A 23,914-nucleotide genomic window follows, 5' to 3' on the forward strand; every position below is an offset into this window, starting at 1 on the left:
CTTCTGTAACCCGTTTTTATTTGAAGATTGCGACTGTTCAAATTCTCATAATGCCTAACCGGGCAATAACTGGGCGGCTTAAAATATTTAACGCAAACTTCATGCCAAATGGGTGTGCAACTTATGCATGCAAGAAACACTTGGCTATAAAAATAGGCCCAATTCACTAATTGTGAGTGAATCCGGCCATTTTTTTTGGTCGTACCGGTCAACATTCCGCCAAAAGTCGCAGAGATGCTACAGCAGATGTTGCAAAACCGGTACATTGTATCAATTTTGCAGCCATTTCTGGTCTAGTAATTGATTGGTTTGGTTCCAGGGGCAATTCCCAGGCAGAATATAACCAGGGCAATAAGACAGCAAATCATGGCACCCCAGTAAACCAGATAGTAATTGTAGGCGGCGGCAATTACCCCAAAAATTACCGACCCCAGGCCATAACCGATATCGATTGAGGCAAAGAAGGCTGCAGAGGCAGTGCCTCTTCTCTGTGCAGAACAGCGATTAAACATCATGGTATTGATAAGGGGTCCCACCGCCCCCTGAGCCAGGCCAAAGGGGAAAGCGATTGCAAGCAGATACAGCGGCGCGTTTACTAGTGGAATCAGGGCAAAACATAGCGCAAGGCTTATTATGCCGGGAATGATAATTATATTGGCACCCCGCTTATCGGCCACCCTCCCCAGGAACAGCCTGGACAAAAATGTGCCTGCAGCGTTAACGGTAAAGAAGAGACCTATATTGCCGAGACTCCTATCCATGGCAAAAAGAAAAATAAATGAAGTCACACTGCTTAAGGCGACATATAGCAACACAGTCACCAGTGCCGGAAGGAATACGGCGTATTCAAAGCCCAATAAGGTTTTGGGCAGGTTACTCTTGATCGGATCTTCCCCATGGCTTAAATCCCGGGTATCATTCTTATGCTTGTTTTCACAGCTTATAAAGCAGTCGAAAATCATACTCATGAGTGCGACCACTGCGGCCAGGGTAAAGAGCAATCTGAAATTTGCTGCGGCCCCATCCCCGATTATAGAGAGCGCAATTCCCGGGGCCAGGGCCACCGCAATAGTACTGAAAACCGCGATATAACTGATTGCTTCAGCCCTGCGGGTTGAGGGAATTATATCAACCGCCAAGGCGCTGCCTAGAGTGGAATGCATCCCAAATCCGATGCCTTGCAGAACCCGCAGTAATACCAAAACTATAAACACCTCGGCAAAGTTGTACAGCCCACAGGCTATAGCGCATAAGGCCGCCCCCAATATCAATAACTTGGTGCGCCCGATCTTATCGGAAAGAAAGCCTGAAAAGGGACGGATGGCAAAGGCGCCAAAAGTATAAATGGTGGTCATGAGTCCGGCATAAGCAACCGTGCCGGTCAGTTTTTGCGCATAGATGGGCAAGGTTGCATAGAAAAAATAATTGCAGAAGTTTATCCCCAGGGTGGCAAATAATATGAGAATATAATCTTTACTCCACAAGTTTTCTGGTTTGTTGGTGATCATCATTGTTCCTCCCCCGCCCGGCGCCAGGTATAAACCTCATCGTTTAATCAATGCTGCAGCCGGTTAATGATGCGGCAGACCATCCGGCCTGCATTTTTTGACAATTCCTGAACAGTAGACGATAAGAGCCGCCACAGAGCAGACCATGGCCCCCCAATAGAGGCAGGAATAACTGTATGCGGCGATTATTCCAAAAATGATAGAACCGAGACCCAGTCCGATATCGACTGAAGCGAAGAAAGCTGCGGAGGCAGTGCCTCTTCTCTGGGGTGAACAACGCTCGAACATCATGGTATTCATGACAGGTACTACAGCACCCTGAGCCAGCCCTGACAAAAATGCGATCAAAAGCAGCTGCGGGGACGTATTTACTAATGGTATCAGGGCAAAGCTGATAGCCAGGCCAAGAATTCCCGGAATCACAATGACGTCGGCCCCTCGCCTGTCGGCCACTTTCCCCAGCGACAATCTTGATAAGACGGTACCTATTGCATTGAAGGTAAAGAAGAAACCGACATGGCCCAGCCCCCGGTCCAGCGCAAAAAGAAAAATAAACGAAGTCACACTGCTTAAGGCGACATAGAGCAGGATATTTACCAGTACAGGCAGGAATACGGCATACTCAAAACCCAGGAAGGTTTTGGGCAGGTTATGATCACCTTCCGCAGGCTTTTCTGTCGGGGTCATACCCCTGAACCCTTCCTTATTGTGGTTTTTTTCATAGGTAATAAAGCAATCCAGAATCATACTTGCAAAAGAGACTATGACGGCGAGAATAAACAATAATCTGAACCGGTCCAGGGCGCCGTCCCCGATAATGAAAAGCGCGATGCCGGGGGCTATGGCAGCAGCAACCGCACCATAAAGCCCAAAATAACCTATCCCTTCCGCCATTCGGGATTTGGGGATCACATCAGCCGCAACCGCGCCGCCCAGGGTGGAATGCATACCAAAGCCGATGCCATGCAAGACCCGTATCAGCATCAGCACCATTAAGCCATCTGCATAATTGTACAGAAAGCAGGCTGCACAGCATATGGCCGCTCCTAACACCAATAGTCTGGATCGCCCGTATTTATCGGAAAGGATGCCGCTCAAAGGACGCACCGCCAAAGCGGCATAAACATATATGGTGGTCACAAGGCCGGCATAAACAGTGGTTCCGGTCAGTTTTTGGGCGTAAATCGGCAAGGTGGAGAAGAAAAAATAATTACAGAAACTGATGCCTAGAGAGGCCATCACTACGATAATATAGTCTCTGCTCCAGATTTTTTCAGACTGAGCGGCCATATCTCACTTTTATCCGTCTGTCCTTATTTACAGGCCAGAATCTGCTTTCTAAAGAAATTAGAACGTGATTTAGCTTAGGGGTACTTTACTTTTATAAAGCAAAGTTCATGCCAATCCGTTTAATATCATCAAAAAAGCCGAGGACCCAATCCATCCAGGCGATGAATTAGGTCCTCAGAAGGTCTAGACCAGAGTATAAGCAATGCAACTATTATCAGAGGAAGTTATTTATTGATTTTTTCCCTAATCTTGCGGTATAGCAGAGTACGGTGAATTCCCAATCTTTTGGCAGCTTCACATACGCGTCCGTTGCTTTCCGCCAATACGGTCTCTATATATTCAGCTTCGACTCTATCCATGAAATTTTTCAAAGTCTCCCGGGAGGTTATTTCCGGCAAATACTTGACCGGCTCTGCAACCCTGTCGCCATTCGTGGATAAACCTACTTCGAAATGCAGTTCGTCGTCGACTGATGTTATAGCCAGTCTTTCAATCACATTCCTCAATTCCCGGACATTTCCGGGCCAATCATATTCATAAAATGCTTCTATAGTTTCTCTGGTCAGTTTCTTGCTGAAATTATATTTGGCGTTTATCCCGTTTAAGAATTTTTTGGACAGCGCAAGAATATCTTCCGGCCTTTCTCTGAGCGACGGAACTGTGATAGGTATAACACTGAGACGGTAATATACGTCAGCCCTGAATTGCTTGTTGGCTATCATCTCCCGCAAGTTTTTGTTGGTGGCAGAAATCAATCGCACATCGGTGTGCTTGATGGTCGTGCCGCCTACATGTTTTATCTCGCCGCTCTCCAATACCCTCAAGAGCTTGGACTGCATAGATAAAGGCAAATCCGCAATTTCGTCCAGAAATAAAGTGCCTTTGTCGGCCATTTCAAATAATCCTGGTTTTCCTTTGGGATTCGCACCGGTAAAAGCGCCTTTTTCATAGCCAAAAAACTCGGCTTCCAGTAAGTCATGAGGAATCGCGGCACAATTCACCGGGATGAAGGGCTCATTGGCCCTGCTGCTGTGGCGATGTATATAACGGGCTAATACCTCTTTGCCTGTCCCGGATTCTCCTGTAATCATAACCGCGCTGTCCGTTTTGGCTATGGTGTTGCACATTTTGACTATTTTTTTCATTACCGGGCTTTCCGCAATCGGCACATGAGCGAAAGTATCGCCAGAACTCAAATATTCCATAGAAGCCTTGAATCTGGCATTAGCAGGTTTCTCCGGCTTAATGCTGGAAAAATATTTGTCAATAAGCTTTTTATCCAAAGCTACATCAACGACTAAGGCAATCTCGCCATTTTCGTCCATAAGAGGGGTGGCAATAACAGTCTGTTCTTCTCCGTACCGGGATTTAACTGTTCCAACCAATCCTTCCTTGGTTTCAATTACTTTTAAACAGGGGGACCACTGGTATATTCCGCCCACCTCGTTCATTTCCCTGATATTAAAGCCCACAAAATTTCCGACTTCGACTCCCACAAAAGTCATAAGCACATTGCCTTCATGATCCATAATAGAAATGGAATTAGTCTGCTCTTTGACGATCCGTTCTATGTCCGATGCGGCAAGTTCATCCAGCGTCAAATCTTCGTAGCCGTTTTTCTGTGCAGCAACCATCTCTTTTACCTCCCACTCTATTTCACCGAAAGGTTTCGCTTTCATGTTGAAGCACATCGTCGCATTAAAACCGCTGGTATTATAAAATTAAGAATTGTGGCATCGCAGCCATTATATTGTGAATACTATTACTATCACCTATATCATTCTATCATGACAAATTCTTTGATAATAAGACTTATTTTTTGGCTTATTACTATAGATTATCTTTTCATTTCCCTATTTTAGCAATTATTGCGCTAAACATGGCGGCATTATATTGGTACCGCCGGGCTTACAGCGACCAAGCCGCCCCATCCCTGAATAAGATGGGGACGGCTGCAGCCGCCTCTGCCCGCATAACGAAGGGCAACTATTCAGCGATAATGGTTTGGACATCCCGCATCTTTTTTATATATTCCTCGCTATATCCCAGTTCTTTAAGGATTGCGGCGGTATCCTGACCCAAGCGGGGGGCTTTGTTGACCGGGGGCAGCCCGGCTTCCTGGAATTGCACAGGTGGTCTGACCAGGGTTCTGGTGCCGCTTTCATATTCCAGTTCCGTAAAGTAATCATTTGCCCATGCCTGAGGGTCTTGCAGGACTTCACGCCATACCTGGGCTATGGCATAAGGCTGGTCGGCTTCAGTCATTATGGCGGCCACTTCAGCAGAGGTCAACTCCGCGAACCGGGCTGCGATAGCATCACACAGATCCCCCATGTAGGGACCCTTTTTAAGGTTTTCAACATTGCTGAAGCGTTCATCATTGAGCCACCCGGGATTCATGGCTTTAGCAAACGGGGTCCATTGCAGATCGTAATTGGGCATACTGATCTCTACCCAACGCCCATCTTTGGTCTGGTACGAACCGATCAAAGGATTGGGGTTTTCGCGGCGTGAAATCGGGTAAGTGATCAAGCCGTACTGAGCGGTCTGCATCATGGTGGCCTGCAGGAAAATCGCAGCGCCCAAGAGGCTTACGCTTACTTTATCGCCTTTACCGGTTTTAGCCGCACGATATAGAGCAGCCATGACGCCGGCAGCCATGCACATGCCTACCACGCGGTCGCCCATACTGGGGATCAAGTTCATGGGGGCCCCATCCTTGTCATACAGACTGCCTAATAATCCGGACCTGGTCCAGAAGGCAGTGAAATCATAGCCGGGAAGATCCTTATCAGGCCCTTTTTCTCCATAACCGGTAGCTGCACCATAAACCAGTTTGGGGAACTTTTCCTTCAGGGTTTCATAATCCAATCCCAACCTTTTCAGGGCTTGGGGACGCCAATTGGTGATGAAAATATCAGCTTGAGCCAGAAGTTCCATAAGAACGTGATAACAATCCGGATTCTTCAGGTTCATTGACAGGCCTCTTTTGTTGCCGTTTTCAATTTCGAAAGTGAGATTCTCACCGGGCAAATCGGTGGGACGTCCTTCCGTTAAACCTGCTCCCGGAAATCTGGTGCCATCACCACGAAGATCTTCTATCTTTATCACTTCGGCGCCCTGATCCGCCAAAAACCTACCACAGCTGGCAGCCGTGATAAAAATCGCCAGTTCAACCACTTTTACCCCAGCTAATGGTCTGTCATTCTCCATAGTCATTCTCCTTTTTCGAATAGTTAATAGAAAACTACTTGCTTCCGTTGAGATTTAACCGGGACGGATAGTGCAAGTTTCCTGGGAACTCCTGATTAAATCCCAACGGAGCAACTATATAGAAAGGGGTTCGATAGCCATGCTATGCCCGGCTCTCCCGTTCCGGCACATTGGCTCAGGATACATATTTATTGGCTGAACTTATTGCTCCGGCCACTTCCTGCCTCAAGGCTATGGTATTCTGCGGCGTATACTGCAATAAAGTGCCTAGATCACTGTACAGTTCGGCCAGTCGTTCACCGTCAGCAATCGCAGCCATTATCTCTTTAGCCCGATTAAAAACATGGTCTATATTCGAATAAATAAAGATATCGGCCATGTTTATTTTCAACTGGGCACTGTCCTTGCCGTCTCGCGCCAACGCCTTCCGGGCGCGCAAGAGGGCGCTTTCCATTACAAATGCGGACATGATGATATCGGCTAGTTTGCCGACAATCTCTTCATGCTGTGCAATTTTCTTACCGTACTTCTCCAGCAGCGCCCCCAGTGTGAATAGGGCTATATCCTTGCAGGCCTGAACTAAATCGCCGGCATCATTGCGGAAGGAAATGCCTGCAGCCATTTGAGCCTGCAGATTGGCAATGGCTTCTTTAAGAGGAATCTGCCCGCTTAGGCCCCGGCGAATCAATGTATTGGTGATAACCGTGCGGTTGATTTCATTGGTGCCTTCGAAAATCCGGTATACCCGGCTATCCCGGTACAACCTCTCAATTGGATATTCAGAAATATAACCATAGCCTCCGTGGATCTGCACGCCTTCATCAGTCACCTGTCCCAGGCCTTCGGTCGTAAAGACTTTATTAAGTGAGCATTCCACCGCATACTCATCAAAACATGCGGCAACAACCCGTCCTCCGTCCGGGCCGGAGACATCCATGCTATGCACTTTGTTTTCCAAAAGGCCTGCGGTGCGGTAGACTGTGGATTCCATGGCATAAATCTTGGCAGCCATGTCGGCCAACTTTTCTTTTATCAGACCAAACTCTGCGATGGGCTGGTTAAACTGCCGGCGTTCATTGGCATATTCCACCGAAACATCCAGGGCATATTTGGCAAATCCAATGGTATTGGCAGCCATTTTGAAGCGTCCATTATTAAGGGCGTTAAAAGCCACCAAATGGCCCTTGCCGATTTCGCCCAATACGTTTTCCAGCGGAACTTTTACGTCGTCGAAATATACGGAACGGGTGGATGAGCCTTTTATTCCCATCTTGTGTTCTTCCGGGCTGGTAGAGACCCCCTCAGCATGCGCATCCACAATAAAGGCAGTGAATTTATCTCCATCAATTTTGGCAAAGGTGATAAATACGTCCGCTATACCTGCATTGGTGATAAATTGTTTAGCTCCATTCAAGACATAATGTTTGCCATCCTCACTTAAGACGGCCTTTGTTTTGGCGCTCAATGCATCCGATCCTGCTCCCGGTTCAGTCAACGCATAAGCCGTCACCAGTTCTCCAGTTACGAATTCGGGCAAGTATTGGAGCTTTTGTTCATGGGTTCCGAAAAAGACCAGCGGAACAATACCAATACTGGTCTGTCCGCCATGGGTCTGGATAAAGGAGCCGCCTTTGCCGATGCACTCGGCAATAATGCATGAGCTGACTTTATCCAGATCATATCCGCCGTATTCTTCCGGAACATCCGCACCCAGGAGTCCCAGCTCTCCCGATGCCAGGAGAAGCTCTTTATTGAGACCTTCTTTTTTGGCCTCCAGGTCGTTCATAACCGGCAGCACTTTGTCATTGACAAAACCTATAGCGGTCCGGTAAATCATGTGATGCTCTTGGCTAAAGTCTTCCACGGTAAAGATGCTGCCTGGATCAGTTTGTTCCAGAAGAAAATCTCCACCTTTAGGCAGATTGTTCAATTTATTTCACCTCACATTACTTTTTCGATTGACCAAACCTATTTACCATTAGAGCAAAGCCTTCAACCAGCTTTATCAACCTTGAAAATGTTCAGGCAAGTCAATCTATAGGTCCGTTTCCTTGAAAACGATTTCATGGTGCTGCTTAAAAGCCACAGTCCTCCCTTCTCTCGCTCCATCATGGCTTGCATTTATTATTAATAGAGCAAAAAACATGCCAAAGAAGTGGCTCACAAAATTTAAATAATAATAGCCTGTATCGAAACAACATCTATACGATACAGGCTTAAGGCAATACAATCATGTGCATTCTTATATATTTCTACATATTTCTGCAATTGTAGCTGGTTCGCTACGCGCTTTGTATCATTAATAATAACTTGTAGCCGGTTTGCTACATCCCAATTCCGGGTTTTCGGAATTTAAATGGGATATGTTTCACGCCCCACTATTTGGCCTGGTCTTGCACCACCTGGCATATCCCGGGGAAGGTTTGAACGTTTAAGAAAAAACCGGTTCTGATTATCAGAGCCGGCATGGGGGAGGGAATAAAGCATTATCTTGAAAAATCGGCCGGTCCCGGGCAGGGGAGTGGGGGGGACCTCTTCCCGGGCCGTGCCTATTAAACGGAATACCGTATATATAATCATAATTTGCAATTTCCGTACCAATTTCTTATTCAGTTTCCGAGTGTGAAGATTTGACCTTATCTCAGGACTGTCGTCTATCTATACCCGATGAATTCACAGTACCATTAAGCAAAATATGAGGGGCGCGCCACGGCAGGGAGAACTCCTGGTTCGCAACGGTGGGGGCGTGGTTTTCAGCAGCCCTCTCCAGTCGTCTTATTTGTCTCTCCGAAGACATCGCAGCCTTCCAGGATGTCATTAAGGACTTACGGCGGATAGCCGGGAAACGAAGATTTAGGCTATATGGCATTAAATAAACCGTGAATGGAATATCTATATTGAAAGGGGTCTTTCTATAGACAGGTTTTAAGCGGTGGAGGGTTGATATTGGATATCGTATCTGTTTTTCAGTTAGCCGCCGGGGTATTCTGGTCCGTAACCTATGTGCTGATAATCTTCAAGGGATTCCGCGACAAAACCCCGGGTATGCCTATGATAGCAATGTGCGCTAATCTGTGCTGGGAATTCATCTTCTCCTTTATTTATCCCCACGGGGGGCTGCAGGGCAGGTTGGATATGATCTGGCTGGCCCTGGATATGGTGCTGCTGATGCAGTATGTCAAGTATGGCCGGGATGAATTCGCCCGATCGCTGCCGGTTGAATATTTCTATCCTACCCTGCTGTTGGCTTTAGGGCTGAGCTTTGCCATAATATCTGCCTCAGTGCCGGAATTTAACGATCCCCTTGGCAAATACGCGGCCTTTGCTCAGAACCTCATGATGTCGATACTGTTCATCTCCATGTTGAGGAAACGCGGCAGCACCAGGGGGCAGTCCGTCTACATCGCCCTGTTTAAAATGATCGGCAGCCTCATTCCCGCGGTCGGCTTCTTCCTCTATTTGAGATCGGACCTGGTAACCGCACTTACCGCCGCAACCCTGCTGTTCGATCTGATCTATTTCTGTATGATATTCAAACAACAGCGGATAGAGATGCAGCAGCCGAAAAGCATTGCTATATGCGGGTGAGGAAGCGAGCCTGGGCACGATAATAATTCGCATCAGATGCTACGAAGAGAAATGTCAGATTGAAGCCCCTTCGCCGGTACAGATGATTAAGGCCCCGAGTTGCCCTGGTCTGTAGCCACTATCTCGAACAGCTCTTCATCACTGATTACCTTAAAGCTTTCCCGGTTTAGGGACTGCTTCGCCGTCACCCTGAGGCTGAGTGCCGGAGTTTCCCATATGCTTTGCGCCGGACCACCTGGCGTCGTAAATATGAACCGGGCCGGATTGGCCAGACGCGCCCGGCTTAATCCCTGCAGAGTATCGGCCAGGCAAGTCGAACCGCTGACTTGCAGGAACACCTGGGGCAGGGTTATTTGTCCCAGATATTCATCGGCGATCAAGGCCATGCGCACCGCCATATACAGGTCGTCACACTCCTCCTGATGATGGGTCAGAGCTTGTTTTAAAAATATATCGCGGCGCATCGAGAGCTCATAAGGCCGAATATACGGTGTTGCCGGAGAGAAAACAATGTCCTGTTCGTAATAGGGTTTGATATCCAGAACCGGAGTGCCATCGATAGCATCCAGGTTGGTGACTTTTAGCACATTGCCATCAACCGCTTGCAGACGAACCAGACTCAATCCTATGGGGTTGGGTCGATTGGGCGAGCGCAGGCTAAATACCCCGTATTGAGGCAGATAAGGATTGACCCGGGCCGGCACCGAAACCAGACTTTCCCGGTTTGACAGGTGAAACCAGCTTAAAATCCACAGGTGTGAATTGGTTTCTATTTTGCATAGAGCCTGGCTGTACCGGGGGTCCACCACTATCTCGGCCGGCTTGCCCGGTATGGGGACATCACTGGTATCCTTAGTTGGGGAGCGCACGATCCCGATAGGCTGAAGATTTATACCTGTCTCACACACAGCATCCACATCCCTTCCACTTTATGTCCGGATATTCATATCTAATCGTTGCCGCGCCGCCGGGTCCCGGGGATCGGTCGTGAAGGGCGCAATAATTCATGGGTTTTAACCTCAAAAATCCCATCCCTGGTGAGACGGATAGCAGGCAGATGGGTGGATGACAGGAACTGCAAAGTATAGAAAAGATCGTGATGGGGATAGCCTGCTGCCACTAATACTTTCTCAATCTGTTCGGCGGCCTCGATAACATGACCCATGGGCCTCGAACTCATACTGCCGCCCAGGGGCAGGGCAATTTCGGCGGCAATTCCCCGTGCCTGAACAACCACTATACCGCCACCCAACTCCAGGGCGCGGTGCAAGGCCTGCAACATAGCAGGAGGGTCTTGCCCTAAAACCAGTATATCGAAGGAGGTAGTGTAGGTGGTGGCCATACCATCCAATTTATTTGCAAATCCTTTAACAATACCGTGAGTGACCAGACGATAATCGCGGCTGATCAACGCAGCATAACACAGCCCCCGGCCTTTTTCGATATGCAATTTGTCACCCAACGATTTTATCTCTTCTCCCAGCACATAGTCACAACGCATGGTTATGACCGGGTCGATTAATTGTATGACGGGAAAAGCGGTCTCACCGTTGAATTTCGGTTGAAATTCGATACTATTTAAATCTACCGAAGGTTCCTCCAGGATCCTGATCCCCAGGCCATTCCAATCCAGTCGTACAGTGTCATGATACCTGATCAATGTTGATCCCTTCCTTTCCACCGCCAGCTTACCATCGGCAAAGACCATGCCGGGAGTAGGATCATCAAGACTCTCCAACACCAGGATATCCGCTATGCGGCCCGGGGCCAGGCCGCCGGTTTCATCATCAAGGCCCAGATATACAGCGGGATTTCTGGTCATCATCTGATAAGCCGTGATTGGGGGCACACCATTTTCTATAGCAATTCTAATCAAGTGATCGTTGAAGCCATGCCTCAGGAAGGTGGTTTTGGGTGCATCAGTAGTCATCATCATTCTTTCCCAGGCCAGGTTTTCGTATTTCAACAGCCCCTTTAATATATCCGGGAGGTCAGGCCGGAGTGAGGAATTTCGCAGCGAGGCATACATTCCCATGCGCAAGCGCAGCATTGCATCCTCTGCGGTTATGGATTCATGGCAAGCGGTTACCCCCGCCGCCGCCAGGGGGTTTAAAGTCCTTTCCGATGCTCCGGGCGCATGGCCTTCAGCCTTTTTCCCCAGTGAAACGGCCTCCAGCAGCCACTGCTGCATCTTGTCGCTGCCCCCGATCAAGGCGGGCCAATTGGTTAACTCCCCTACCTGTACGAAGCTCTGGTGTTGAATCAAGCGGCTTACTGCTTCCGGAGTAAATTGCGCCGCTTCCTGTTCATCGAAAGTTTGTGAATCCAGCCGCGCGCTCCACAGCATTTTATGGGGATGCCGACAAATAGCCTCCACCATTTCTATGATAGTATCGGGGGATATAAGATTCATAAAAAATAGATTGTCGTTAACCGAACATGTGGTTCCCCAGCAGAGCACTTCATCAGCAAAGGCCACCGGGTGGTGCAATATAAAAGGATGGGCGTGCGGTTCTATGTAACCCGGCGCCAGCACCCGGCCCTCAAGGTCGATGACAGAGGTGGAATCTCCCCTCATGCAGTCTGAGGAACCCAGGTAAGCGATCCTCTGCCCTTTTACAGCCAGGTTGGCCTCGACCAGCCGGCCATTATATACGTCCAGGATCTGCCCTCCGGCAAATAAATAATCGGCCGGTTCCAGTCCCCTGGAGACCGCAATCAGACTCCTCATTATGTCAAGATTCCAAGGTCTTAGTTTTCCTCTGGTCATTACTATAAGTCTCCGCTGGTATGTCTGCGTAGAATTTGTGATTAACTCCGGCTATGAATTATTTTAACATAAACTCTATCGCTCAGGGCCACGGCTGTTATACCATCGTGATGGGTTATACTAGGGTCAAGGAAGTGATAATAGTGGCGCAGAGTTTTACCGCAATCGTTAAAAAGCATGAGGGCATTAACGGCGCATACGTGGAAATACCGTTTGATGTGGAAGAAGTGTTTGGAGCCAAAAGGGTAAAAGTTAAAGCCAGGTTCGACGGCGTTGAATACAGGGGGTCAATTGTGAGAATGGGAGGCTGCTACTGGATAGGACTGACCCAGGAGCTGCGAAAAACCATCGCCAAAAACCCGGGCGATTCTGTCCAGGTAGAAATCGAAAAAGACGAAGACGAGAGGGTGGTAGAGCTGCCCCCGGATTTTGCGCAGGTTTTAAAAAAAAGCCAGCCGGCCAGGAGTTTCTTTGAGCAGCTTTCCTACACTCACCAGAAAGACTACGTGCAGTGGATAAACAGCGCCAAACGGCCTGCAACCAGGACCGCCCGCATTGAGAAAGCCTTGTCTATGCTGCAGGCCGGAAAGAAATCAAGATAGACCATTTAGGTTAATAACCGGCTTCTTTTATGCTATTCAAATATACGCGCTTCAACCGCATTGGGGCATTGGCCGGCGGGGTGCAGAATATTGAAAGCCGGTCCTTCAACAACCTCGCCTGTATAATTGAATCTGGAACCATGGCATGGACAATCCCAGGTCTGTTCAGCATCGTTCCAGTTGAGCTCACAGCCTAAATGCGTACAGGTGATATCGACAATATGAAGCTCGCCATTATCATCCCGGAAAGCGCCATACTTTTCCCCGTCGATTTGAATGGCCCTGCCTTCCCCATTGGAAAGCTCAACCCCTTCAGGGAGCCGGCTTATCTTCCCTGCTGCCAGGTTTTTGCCTACATTAAGGTTCAGCCCCACAAAGGTTTTCGCCGCGGTCAGGTTGAACCGGGAGGGATTGTAGACCTGTGCCCAGGGACTGTCCCCTCTCGTAATCAAATCTCTTAAAACCATGGCAGATGCGGTACCATTGGAGATGCCCCACTTGCCGAAACCGGTCGCAACGTAAATATGGGGGCTTTTAGAGGTGAGATGGCCCACATAAGGAATGCCGTCCAGGGTTCTATAATCCTGAGTCGACCAGCGGTACAACACTTCCTTGACATCAAAGTTCCCATGCGCGAAATCCAGCAGATTTTGATAATGAGCGTTCATATTCCGCCCCGAGCCGGCTTGATGGCTTTCCCCGGCCACCAGGATCAGCTCCCCGTCCTCATATGATTGGGAACGAAGTGAACGGGAGGGGCTTTCCGCGTTGATAAACATCCCTTCAGGCAGGGTCTCCTGGGCCCTTATGGCTATTATATAGGCCCGCAGCGGATTCAGCTTGGTAAAGTACAGGCCCCCGCCGTCGAAAAAGGGGAAATGTGAAGCGATTATAATCTTGGCGGCCGTGACCTTTTGGCCCTGGCGGGTGATTACTGCCAGGGAATCCTCGTCAATTCCCACCGCGGTAGTTCTTTCCAGAATGTGACTGTCCTGGCCGGGTATTTGCCGGGCCAGGCTTTTCAGATATTTCAGAGGGTGGAATTGGGCCTGATCATCAAACCGCAAAGCTGCCCGGACAGAAAAGGGCAAAGGGCTGTGATCCATACAGCTCGCCTTGATGCCTAGACTGCAGGCTGCCTGAGCCTCATCCTCCAGATCCTTCATATACTTATCGGATTGAGCAAATACATAGGCCGGCCGCCAGGAAAAATCACAATCGATATTGTTTTCGGCAGCAGTGCTGGCGATGAGATGAATGGCGCTCTCATTGGCATCAGCGTATTGCTGAGCCAGTTCTTGACCTACCTGTTGTTTTAATCTGGCATATATCAGGGCATGTTGTGAAGTTATTTTGGCGGTGGTATGTCCGGTGGTGCCTTGCAGAATTCGATCCGCTTCAATGACCGCCACTTTCATGCCCTGTTTTTTCAACAGATAAGCGGTTGTGATACCGACGATACCGCCGCCGACTATGGCCACATCCACCTCAAGATCTTCTTTTATCTCCGGATAGCCGGTGGCTGGAGTTGAAGCCATCCAGAATGAGCTGGGGCCATCTTGCATAATAACACCTCTCGCATATTTTGATGCTATTAGCTTGCTGCAATCAAGGGCATTTATACCAGCAATTTCTTCTGGAAGGATGAGTCACGGGGACGGCAGACTGTGGAGGGAGTTACGGGGATTCCTCCGTGACTCCTTTGAGATTAAAAAGAGGCCATCCCTTAACGGGATGGCCTCCTGGCTCGCTTGAAATCATTCGGCAGTCATTGCGGCCATAACTTCAGCCATGGTCTTGGCTCCGCTCACATCCGGCACCTCAAATTCTACGCCATAGTCATAGATTTGATAGACGGCCTGTTGTTTTGATTTGATTTGCATCGAAGTGGCTGGAGTGCCGGTTTCTTCATTAGCAGGTATATCCAAAGTCATGTTCATATCCATATCCATATCCATGGAAACCATGAGATAGGTTTCATAGTCGAAAACCATGTCATAGCTCATATCAGCTTTGAAGTTCTTCAAAACCTGGTCCAGGATTGCCTGAAGCTCGGTGTCATTCGCTTCTGCGCCGCTCGCCTTGAACAACCCGGTTTGCTCGATAACGGAGTTGAGGTATTTACCCAGGGCTTCTTCGCTCATGGCAACATGAATGACTCCATAGTTTTTGCCCTCAACCACCTTATCAGCCTCGTAGTTGACAACCGCGCCGAATTCTTTCATCTGCAGGACTGATTGAACCGGATCCTGGCTGCCGTACTGCTCCATCAGCCGGTTAAGATCCAGGCCTTCCATTTCCATCTTGACCCAGCCCTCGTATCCGGGCATGGTCATAAACATACCTTCGTCGTTCAGCACCACTTCACTGACCAGTGCTTCCGGGGGAACTGCTTCATCTGTGCCGGTAATATTGTCAACCTTCATACTGGTTGACACATAGCCCAAAAGGGGTTTCTCCTGAACGGAAGCATTGACTTGACCGGACATATCCACGTTTTGAGTCTGCCCGTCAGCGGTCATCTCCATCTGCATGGTGGTGTCGGCCTTCATTTTATAGCGGCCTTCACTGGTCATAGCCTGGGTAATTTTGCCCAGCATTTGCTCTGCGGTTAAACCCGCTTTCAGAACTGGCGTGGTGACTGAAATTTCGTTTTTGCCGGCATCCCAGCCGACTTGGGCGCCCAAGCTCTCCAGGACAAAACGCAGGGGCACCATGGTGTCCTGATCAACCAGCTGCGGCGCCAAAGGCATGGCCTTCTCCTGGCCGTTCAATACTGCCGCTTTGCTGCCCAGCTTCATTACCAGCGTTGCATCGTCCAGGCCAATAGTGATGGTCTCGTTTTCAACCGTGGTCTCAACCGGCAGGGCTTCTTCAATAAAAGTCAGCGGCACAGCAGTGCTTCCGTCGTAAACGGTAAATGGACCGTTATAGTCCTGTCCATTCAGTTTAAGCACAAAGCCAGGTTCCGCTGCTGCCGGAACTACCGAAAGCGCGATCAACAACACGGCCATAGCCAGAATTAAGGTTTTACGCATAAAAACACCCTCCTTTAACAAAAAAACACAACTAAAACCCCAGCCAAAAAATAGCCCTATTAATTAGGACGCTAAAAGCCCTGAAAACTTTCCTGATTTACTTGAAAAAATTCTTTTAGGCTTCGCGAAAAATTGGATCTCCCCACACAATATTCCATTTGGCCCTCCCCGGTTAGGAAGATTAGACTATAAAGCAGGTTCAGTTACGGATGACACCTGAGATTTTGAGCCTTGATCCATATCATGTTTAAAATAAAAAAGTCCGGAATGCTGCTGTCCAGTACGGCTAACGCAGCACCTGTACCGCCAATTCAGCGAAATGCGACAGCGGCTCGGGGTAGATGCCGATTAAAAGCGTGCCGGCCAGACAGACTAGAAGAGCCAGCCGTGCCATAACCGGAACCGCCAGGGTTTCGCCGCCGTCATTGCTGCCAATGTACATGACCCGGGATACATTCAAGTAATAATACACTGACACCATGCTCATAATCAGTCCCACAAAAGCCAGCCATATATAACCCGACTGTATTGCACCTGAAAAAAGATAAAATTTACCGGCAAATCCGGCCATCGGGGGTATGCCGGCCAGGGACAGCATGCAAACCGTCATAACAGCGGCCAGCATCGGGGCCCTTTTGGCCAGGCCGCTGAAGGCCTCCATATCCGAACTGCCGCTTTGCGTCTCCACCAGGGTGGTCACGGCAAAAGCCCCTACATTAGAAAACACATAAAGCATGGCATAGAATAAGACCCCTTTGAAGCCATACACATTGGCGGCCGATAGGCCCACCAGGATGTATCCGGCCTGAGCGATACTGGAATAAGCCAAGAGCCGTTTCACATTGCTCTGTGCCAGAGCTATCAGGTTGCCGGCAACTATAGTAACCGCAGCCAGAACAGCCAGGAGCAAGGTCCAGTTAAAATGCTCCACCGGCAAAGCCAGGAGAAGGACGCGCAAGAGGGCGGCAAAAGCTGCTGCCTTGGAGCCGACCGCCAGATAGGCGGTTACCGGAGTGGGCGAGCCCTGATAGATGTCCGGGGCCCACATATGAAAAGGCACCAGGGCGATCTTAAAGCCAAAACCTGCGATCAGCATGATAATTCCAGCAATCAAGACCGGCTGGGTGGTGGGCAGCGGCTGCAAAGCCCTGTAAATCTGGTCGAATACAGTGGAGCCGCTGGAAGCATAAATCAGGCTCATGCCGAAAAGCAGTACCGCTGATGACAAGGCCCCCAGGATCAGGTATTTTAATCCCGCCTCAGCGGAAAGCCCATCGTTCAACAGATAGGCACTCAGAATATAGAAGCTGATGGTCATCAGTTCCAGGCCAACATATAGAGTTATCAGATCCCCGGATGATGCCATCACCATCATGCCCAGAGTAGCGAAAAGCATAAAGCTGAACCATTCACTCTGCCGCAGACCAAACAAATCGGTGTATCGGCCCGCCATGGCAAAAATCAGCACCGCCGCACTCAAAAAGAGCACTTTAAAGAAGTTACTGTAGCTGTCTACCTGATAAACACCTTCAAAAAATACGGCCTCCTGGTTGAACTGCCAGATCACCACTGCCAGTGTTGCCAGGACTCCACAGATGGACAGCAATCCGGCCGCCTTGGGGCCGCGTCCGGGCAGAACCAGACCAGCCATAAGAATCAATATGCCCAGGAGAGCCACCAGGATTTCTGGAGCCAGCAATTGATAAGGCATTATAAGCTCCCTCCCATCTGTGTCAGGTTGATCTGGGCCAGGAGCTGGCCCATGCCGCTGTTAATCAGATCCATGAGTGTAAAGGGCAGGATGCCCCCCACGATGATGGCTCCTCCCAGTACGATTAGAGGCACCATCTCTACACCTTTCAGATCCTCCAGGTGATCCCACCGCTCTTTGCGGGGGCCGAACAAAACATCCCCTAATGTGCGCAGGATATATACGGCGGTAAGGACGATCCCGGAGACGGCAATCACCGTCAGGATGCGGTACTCTTGAAAGGCGCCCACGAAGATGGTGAACTCGCCGATAAAATTCACCAGCCCGGGCAGTCCTAGTGAGGCCAGCCCGGCCAGCATAAGTCCGGTGGCCAAACGGGGCATCTGGTGGGCCAAGCCGCCGAAATCGGTCACATCCCGGGTATGGCTCTTATGATAGAGGCTGCCGATCATGGCGAAGAACAGGGCCGCCATTACCCCATGGGCGTACATCATCATGACGGCGCCGTTTAAGCTGATCAGGTTGAGGGCAGCGAAGCCGATCAACACATAGCCCATATGGCTGACCGAGGAGTAGCCCACAATATACTTTAAATCCTTCTGGCTCAGGCAGATAAAGGCGGCATAAACCACATTGCCGATGGCCAGAACCGCTATGATGGGAGCAATGTACTTGGCTCCCAGGGGCAGTATAAAAAGGCCGATGCGGATCAGGCCGTAGCCGCCGATCTTCTTTAAAACCCCGGCATGAATCATGCTGACGGCTGTCGGCGCTCCGGCGTAGCCGTCCGGAGACCAGGCGTGAAACGGAAACATCGACAACAAGGTGCCAAAGCCCAGAGCCATCAGAGAAAAGACGAATACCTGGAACCAGACCGGATAATCCACGGCGGCCAGGGTGCTGATATCCATGGTGGGATAGCCCAGGATGGCCTGTGATTTGATGAACAGGGCTATCAAGCCCACCAGTAGAAAGGCGCTGCCGATCAAGAGATAAATGGTCAGCTTCATCCCGGCGTATTCCTTGGTGACCCGTTTCGAAGATCCAAACATAATTACCAGGAGGTATATAGGTATGACCACCACCTCATAAAAGAGGAAGAAGATAAACAGGTCGGTAGTGACAAAAGTTCCCATAACCCCGGTTATAAGCAGCAGCAAGAGGGCAAAGAATTCCTTGACCCGCTCCTCAATCTGCCAGCTGGCATAAACCGCGCTGAACCCGATCAAGGTGGTCAGGAGCAGCAGCGGGATGCTGATGCCGTCAACCCCCAGGGCGTAAGACACTCCCAGATCCTTTACCCAGGGAATGCTTTCCACGAACTGCATGCCCCCCCGGCTACGGTCAAAACCGAAAAACACCAAGAGGGACAGCAGCAAGCTGATAAAAGAGCTGGCCGCTGCAACATACTTGATGGTCGACTTTTTACCCGCGGGCAGAAGCATAATCCAGGCAGCCCCGAATACGGGAATCAAAAGTGTCGCCGTTAATATCGGAAATGAATGCATGTCATGCTACCTCCTCAAGCCAGGGCCGTATAGACGGCCAACAGGGCGCTGATTAGAATCACTACCACCCCGGCAAACAGGTAGAGCGCATAGGTTTGAACCTGTCCATCCTCGGTGTAGCGGAGAGTCCTCCCGGTCCACCCGGTCAAGTAGGCCAGGCCGTTTACCGCTCCGTTTACAATTCTCAAGTCCACCCACTCCAGGATCCGGGCGGTGCCATCGATAAAGACCGCGATCAAGCGGGCATAGAGTTCATCGATATAGTATTTGTGGTATAACACCTGATAGATTCCGGCCCAGCGCTGGCGCAAGCTTTCATGGGAAATGGCCTGCTTCTGGTAGATCATCCAGGCCAGGAATATGCCGGTGATGGCCAGGAGGGAGGAAATCACCATTACGCTGATATTGGCCTCATGATGCGCCACACCCGGGGCGGTAATATAGTGGCCGAAAACGTTGCCCATCAAAGGCGAGCCGACAAACCCGGCTCCAATTGCCAGTACGGCCAGTATTAGCAGAGGAGCCGTCATGACCGGCTTTGATTCATGAGCATGCCCGCCGTGGCTTTCAGAACCGAAGAAAGCCACAAAAATAAGCCTGAACATATAAAAGGCGGTCATAAAGGCTACCAGCGATCCCAGGGCGTAAAGCAGCATGTTTCCGCTGGCATAAGCCCCTAAAAGGATTTCGTCCTTGCTCCAGAAGCCTGACAGCGGGGGAATCCCAGCCAAAGCCAGGGCGCCGATGACAAATGTCCAGGTAGTCACCGGCATTTTATGGGCCAGCTGCCCCATCTTCCAGATATCCTGTTCGCCGTCAAGGGCATGAATCACGCTGCCCGCTCCCAGGAACAACAGGCTTTTGAAAAAAGCATGCGTCATGAGATGGAACATGCCAGCCGTCATGGCGCCGATACCCATGGCCATGACCATATAGCCCAGCTGGCTCAAAGTAGAGTAGGCCAGGATACGCTTAATGTCGTTTTGCACCAGGGCGATGGAAGCGGCAAATAGGGCGGTGAAACCGCCGACGGCCGCTATCAGCAGCATGGCTTGCGGAACGGCGCTGAAGATGAAGAAGGCCCTGGCCAGAAGATATACCCCGGCCGCCACCATCGTTGCGGCGTGAATCAACGCGCTGACCGGGGTGGGACCTTCCATCGCATCAGGCAGCCACACATGCAGGGGAAACTGGGCCGATTTCCCGACCGGGCCCGCGAACAGCAGAAATGCTATGGGGACTAGAACCGCCAGGTTTTGATAACCCGCCAGCCGGTCCGCCAGGGTTCCATAATCCAGATTGCCAAACAACACCGCCAAAAGCAGAATGCCCAAAAGGAAGCCGAAATCGCCAACCCGGTTGGTAATAAAGGCCTTTTTAGCGGCTTCTTTAGCACTTTCACGCCCGAACCAGAAGCCGATCAGTAAATAGGAACACAACCCTACCAGCTCCCAGAACACGAAAACCTGTCCGAAGTTGCTGGATAAGACCAGGCCCAGCATAGAACCGGCGAAAATGCTCTGGTAGGCGAAATAGCTGGCCAAACCCGGGTCTCCCTCCATATATCCCAGGGAGTAGATCTGCACCAGGAGTGCTACGATGGTCACCACCAAAAGCATCACCGTACTCAGCGGGTCGATGAGAATGCCCATATCCACACGCAGGCCGGGCATATCAAGCCAGCGCACCGACTCCACAAAAACCTGCCCGGGCGGGCTGGTGAAAACCTCTGCGGCTATCAGTATGGAGTACAGGAGTGCGAGTCCGATAGCCAGTATAGAGGTGGCGGCAGCCACTTTGGGCCAGCGGTGCAGCAGCAGGCCGATGATCACAAAAGCGAGAAAGGGCAGGACTGGTATGATCCAGGCTCCCTGAAGTAAATCGTTCATATGATGCGCTCCCTCCTCACCATTTCATCAGATTGAAATCACTCAAGTCGACAGACTTTCTATGCCGGTATATGGATATGATCAAGGCCAACCCCACTGAGACCTCAGCGGCGGCCACCACTATGATAAAAATGGCAAATAGCTGTCCCACCGCCTGATCAGGATTTATAAAATGGTTGACCGCTACAAAATTGATATTTACGGCATTTAACATCAATTCGATGGACATCAAGATAGCCACCGCGCTGCGTTTGGATAATACTCCATAAACCCCGATGCCAAAAAGACAGGTGGACAGGATCAAATAATGCGTAAGTCCGATCACTGTTCCTCAACTCCCCTCGCCAGGATAATAGCCCCCACCACTGCCAGGAGCAGGAGCACTGCCGCTGCCTCAAAGGCTATTACATAATTGCCCAGTAATAATCCGGCCAGAAGACCTACGGCGTCTTCAACCGTCCGGCCTTTAACCTCGGGCAGCTCGCTGAACCAGATGGCTGCAACCAGGCCTATGGTCATTACCGCAGCAATATATCCCCCCCAGAGGTGGGTTCCCAGGCTGGGATTGAAACGGTTGGTCTTATGGGCTTCGCCATGCATGACCAGCATGATGGCGAATATGATCAATACCGAGATGGCGCCGGCATATACCAGGATCTGCACCAGGCCCAGAAATGCCGCTCCCAGATTGAAGAACAGGGCGGCCACCCCGATAAAGGTCAGGATCAAGGCCAGGGCACTGTGGACTATGTTGCGGCTTAACACCATACCCAAAGCGCTCAGCAATGTAATCGAGGCGATTAAGACAAAGACCAGGTCATTGATAATCATTAGGCTCACTTCTCCTCACCTCCGGCCTGAGTCTTGCGCTCTTTGGCAACAAAAGCTTGCGCTACTTTACGGGCTTTTTCCTTATCATCGACGATCAAGGCCGCCATCTTATCCCGTTTCTTTTCATCAGCCTGGAGCAAATTCGCCAGGACGGCGGCATCTTCTTCTGTGTCCACATATTTGGCCAGAACTTTCTGGCCCCCCTTGGATAAGGCGGTTTTCATAGCCTGAAGCTGCTTGAGCCGTTTGGCTTCGGCCTCTTGTTCCGCGTCCGGCTTGAGCGCATCCTGAGGTATCAGCTCTGCTCCCGTTCCCCCGGCGTCTACCTGCGCACCGGTCGGAGGAAAATAAACCTTTTTGATTTGATCGCGCTGGTCGGTTGAAAGCTCGAAATCATGCACAAAAAATAGTGTATTGGTGGGGCAGGCCTCCACACACAGGTTGCAGAACATGCAGTACTGCAGATCTATGGTGTAGCTGACCAGGCGTTTCTTCTTAGAACCCTCAATAGGCGCAGTCTCAAAACTGAGCACATTATTAGGGCAGGCTTTGGTGCACATCCCGCAGACAATGCAGTTTTTATAATCGAACTCCAGACAGCCCCGGAAGCGCTCCTGCAAGTAAGGCCGTTGTTCCGGATACTGAATGGTCTTGGGCTTTTCCACCCCGTGTTTCAGGGTGATCCCTAAACCTTTCAAGAGTCCTTTACCAATCATTTTTCATCACCATCCCATCCCGCGGAAGAACTCTATCCCCAGTCCGGTGATCAGTATATTGGCCAGACTGACCGGGATAAGCACTTTCCAGCTAAAAGACATCAGGTGATCCATGCGAATGCGGGGGAAAGTCCATTTCATCCACATGAATACCAGCATAATCAAATAGGTTTTTATAATGATCCATAACCAGGAAGGCAGCCAGGGCCCCTGACCGCCGCCAAAAAACAACGTAGCCGCCAGGGCTGACACCGCCACCAGGTTGGTATATTCCGCCAGGAAAAACAAGGCCCAGCGCATGCCGGTATACTCGGTATAAGCGCCTGCTGTCAATTCCTGCTCAGCTTCGGGCATATCGAAAGGCCCCCGGTTCAATTCAGCGGTGGCAGCAATAAAATAGGTCAGGAAGGCCACCGGCTGCAAGAGAATGAACCAGTACCGGTTTTGCGCAGTCACTATTTCGGAAAGATTCAAGGACCCGGCAAGCATAACCACTCCCAGCAGGGAAAAAGCCAGGGGGATTTCATAACTGATCATCTGGGCCACCGAGCGCATGGCCCCCAGCAGTGACCATTTATTGTTCGAGCCCCAGCCTGCCATCAACAGGCAGATGGTGGAAAGGGAGCCCAGCGAAATAAAGTAGAACAGACCTACATTGAGATCCACCACCGCCATGCCTTGTCCCAGAGGCAAAACCGCATAAAGCATGACTGCTATCACAATGAAAAGCATAGGCGCGGTCATAAAAATCCAGCGGTCCGCCTGTGAGGGGATGATATCCTCCTTGGTCAAAAGCTTCATGGCGTCGGCAATGGTCTGAAAGGCGCCAAAAGGCCCCAAACGGTTGGGTCCCAACCGTTCCTGAATAAAACCTGATATCTTACGCTCCAACCATATCAGGACGATGACGTTCAGGGTGACGATCGCTACGATAATCGTCCATTGCCCGATAAGCAATATCAAATCAGCCCAAATCGGTGGCAGCCCCAGGCTCACCATCCAGGAGGTCAGAATTTGTGCAATATTGGTAAACAGATGTTCCATGGTATCCAACTCCCCCTTTAGTTAACGGTCTGACTCACCCAAAACCGGATCAAGTGTGGCGATATTGGTGATGACGTCCTGCAGTTTGCCGCCCCGGCAAATCAGCGGCAGAACCATCAGATTAATGAACGATGGGGCGCGCACATGCACACGGTAAGGCTTGTCACTGCCATCGCTGACCAGGTGGAATCCCAATTCGCCTTTGG

Annotated in this window: 19 protein-coding genes; 2 read left to right on the top strand and 17 right to left on the bottom strand. The window is 50.2% G+C overall.

Annotated features, from left to right (window positions below; all coding sequences use genetic code 11):
- Positions 1 to 293: 293 nt before the first annotated feature.
- The 5 genes from B3W37_RS10860 to B3W37_RS10880 form a co-directional block, all read right to left on the bottom strand.
- A complete protein-coding gene (locus B3W37_RS10860; RefSeq protein WP_481037718.1) occupies positions 294 to 1,511 on the bottom strand; it encodes an MFS transporter in 1,218 nt (405 codons plus the stop codon).
- A 60-nt stretch (positions 1,512 to 1,571) separates the two neighbouring features.
- Positions 1,572 to 2,798 carry an MFS transporter gene (locus B3W37_RS10865; protein ID WP_483175755.1) on the bottom strand — a complete coding sequence of 409 codons (1,227 nt, stop codon included), beginning with the start codon at positions 2,796 to 2,798 and terminating at the stop codon, positions 1,572 to 1,574.
- A 224-nt stretch (positions 2,799 to 3,022) separates the two neighbouring features.
- Positions 3,023 to 4,477: a sigma-54 interaction domain-containing protein gene (locus tag B3W37_RS10870; RefSeq protein ID WP_481037716.1), complete on the bottom strand. Its 1,455-nt coding sequence runs from the start codon at positions 4,475 to 4,477 to the stop codon at positions 3,023 to 3,025.
- A gap of 307 nt (positions 4,478 to 4,784) precedes the next feature.
- Complete coding sequence (locus B3W37_RS10875; protein ID WP_481037715.1) at positions 4,785 to 6,011, bottom strand: CaiB/BaiF CoA transferase family protein; 1,227 nt, start codon at positions 6,009 to 6,011, stop codon at positions 4,785 to 4,787.
- A gap of 175 nt (positions 6,012 to 6,186) precedes the next feature.
- On the bottom strand, positions 6,187 to 7,941 hold the full coding sequence (locus tag B3W37_RS10880) for an acyl-CoA dehydrogenase family protein (RefSeq protein WP_481037714.1): 1,755 nt from the start codon (positions 7,939 to 7,941) through the stop codon (positions 6,187 to 6,189).
- Between the two features lie 1,016 nt (positions 7,942 to 8,957).
- Between B3W37_RS10880 and B3W37_RS10885 the strand changes: the two genes are divergently transcribed.
- Positions 8,958 to 9,599, top strand: a complete 642-nt coding sequence (locus B3W37_RS10885; RefSeq protein WP_481037713.1) for a transmembrane-type terpene cyclase — start codon at positions 8,958 to 8,960, stop codon at positions 9,597 to 9,599.
- Positions 9,600 to 9,685: 86 nt separating this feature from the next.
- Here the strand turns inward: B3W37_RS10885 and tsaA are convergent, their stop codons facing one another.
- Positions 9,686 to 10,507, bottom strand: a complete 822-nt coding sequence (tsaA, locus tag B3W37_RS10890; RefSeq protein WP_481037712.1) for a tRNA (N6-threonylcarbamoyladenosine(37)-N6)-methyltransferase TrmO — start codon at positions 10,505 to 10,507, stop codon at positions 9,686 to 9,688.
- Between the two features lie 41 nt (positions 10,508 to 10,548).
- On the bottom strand, positions 10,549 to 12,330 hold the full coding sequence (locus tag B3W37_RS10895) for an adenine deaminase C-terminal domain-containing protein (RefSeq protein WP_483175756.1): 1,782 nt from the start codon (positions 12,328 to 12,330) through the stop codon (positions 10,549 to 10,551).
- Between the two features lie 92 nt (positions 12,331 to 12,422).
- Between B3W37_RS10895 and B3W37_RS10900 the strand changes: the two genes are divergently transcribed.
- Positions 12,423 to 12,971, top strand: coding sequence for a DUF1905 domain-containing protein (locus B3W37_RS10900; RefSeq protein ID WP_483175758.1), 549 nt, complete (start codon positions 12,423 to 12,425; stop codon positions 12,969 to 12,971).
- 32 nt (positions 12,972 to 13,003) lie between these two features.
- Here the strand turns inward: B3W37_RS10900 and B3W37_RS10905 are convergent, their stop codons facing one another.
- The 10 genes from B3W37_RS10905 to B3W37_RS10950 all read right to left on the bottom strand — a co-directional run.
- The gene (locus tag B3W37_RS10905) at positions 13,004 to 14,536 is read right to left on the bottom strand and encodes an FAD-dependent oxidoreductase (RefSeq protein ID WP_483175759.1); all 1,533 of its coding nucleotides are present in this window, start codon (positions 14,534 to 14,536) and stop codon (positions 13,004 to 13,006) included.
- Between the two features lie 192 nt (positions 14,537 to 14,728).
- Positions 14,729 to 16,009, bottom strand: coding sequence for a DUF6612 family protein (locus B3W37_RS10910; protein ID WP_481037708.1), 1,281 nt, complete (start codon positions 16,007 to 16,009; stop codon positions 14,729 to 14,731).
- Between the two features lie 286 nt (positions 16,010 to 16,295).
- Positions 16,296 to 17,720, bottom strand: a complete 1,425-nt coding sequence (locus B3W37_RS10915; RefSeq protein ID WP_481037707.1) for an NADH-quinone oxidoreductase subunit N — start codon at positions 17,718 to 17,720, stop codon at positions 16,296 to 16,298.
- Positions 17,720 to 19,228 (bottom strand): complex I subunit 4 family protein, encoded by a 1,509-nt coding sequence (locus tag B3W37_RS10920; protein ID WP_481037706.1) that lies wholly within the window; start codon positions 19,226 to 19,228, stop codon positions 17,720 to 17,722. Before B3W37_RS10920 ends, B3W37_RS10915 begins: the two co-directional genes overlap by 1 nt.
- 14 nt (positions 19,229 to 19,242) lie before the next feature.
- The gene (gene nuoL, locus B3W37_RS10925; protein ID WP_481037705.1) at positions 19,243 to 21,117 is read right to left on the bottom strand and encodes an NADH-quinone oxidoreductase subunit L; all 1,875 of its coding nucleotides are present in this window, start codon (positions 21,115 to 21,117) and stop codon (positions 19,243 to 19,245) included.
- Positions 21,118 to 21,133: 16 nt separating this feature from the next.
- Complete coding sequence (gene nuoK / locus B3W37_RS10930) at positions 21,134 to 21,442, bottom strand: NADH-quinone oxidoreductase subunit NuoK (protein ID WP_481037704.1); 309 nt, start codon at positions 21,440 to 21,442, stop codon at positions 21,134 to 21,136.
- Positions 21,439 to 21,948, bottom strand: a complete 510-nt coding sequence (locus B3W37_RS10935) for an NADH-quinone oxidoreductase subunit J family protein (protein ID WP_481037703.1) — start codon at positions 21,946 to 21,948, stop codon at positions 21,439 to 21,441. Before B3W37_RS10935 ends, nuoK begins: the two co-directional genes overlap by 4 nt.
- 5 nt (positions 21,949 to 21,953) lie before the next feature.
- Positions 21,954 to 22,664 (bottom strand): 4Fe-4S binding protein, encoded by a 711-nt coding sequence (locus B3W37_RS10940; RefSeq protein ID WP_481037702.1) that lies wholly within the window; start codon positions 22,662 to 22,664, stop codon positions 21,954 to 21,956.
- 6 nt (positions 22,665 to 22,670) lie between these two features.
- Positions 22,671 to 23,708: an NADH-quinone oxidoreductase subunit NuoH gene (nuoH, locus tag B3W37_RS10945; RefSeq protein WP_481037701.1), complete on the bottom strand. Its 1,038-nt coding sequence runs from the start codon at positions 23,706 to 23,708 to the stop codon at positions 22,671 to 22,673.
- A gap of 21 nt (positions 23,709 to 23,729) precedes the next feature.
- The coding region (locus B3W37_RS10950; protein ID WP_483175762.1) for an NADH-quinone oxidoreductase subunit D-related protein at positions 23,730 to 23,914 on the bottom strand (185 nt) is incomplete at its 5' end.

Source organism: Syntrophomonas sp. UBA5494 (genome assembly GCF_002426325.1).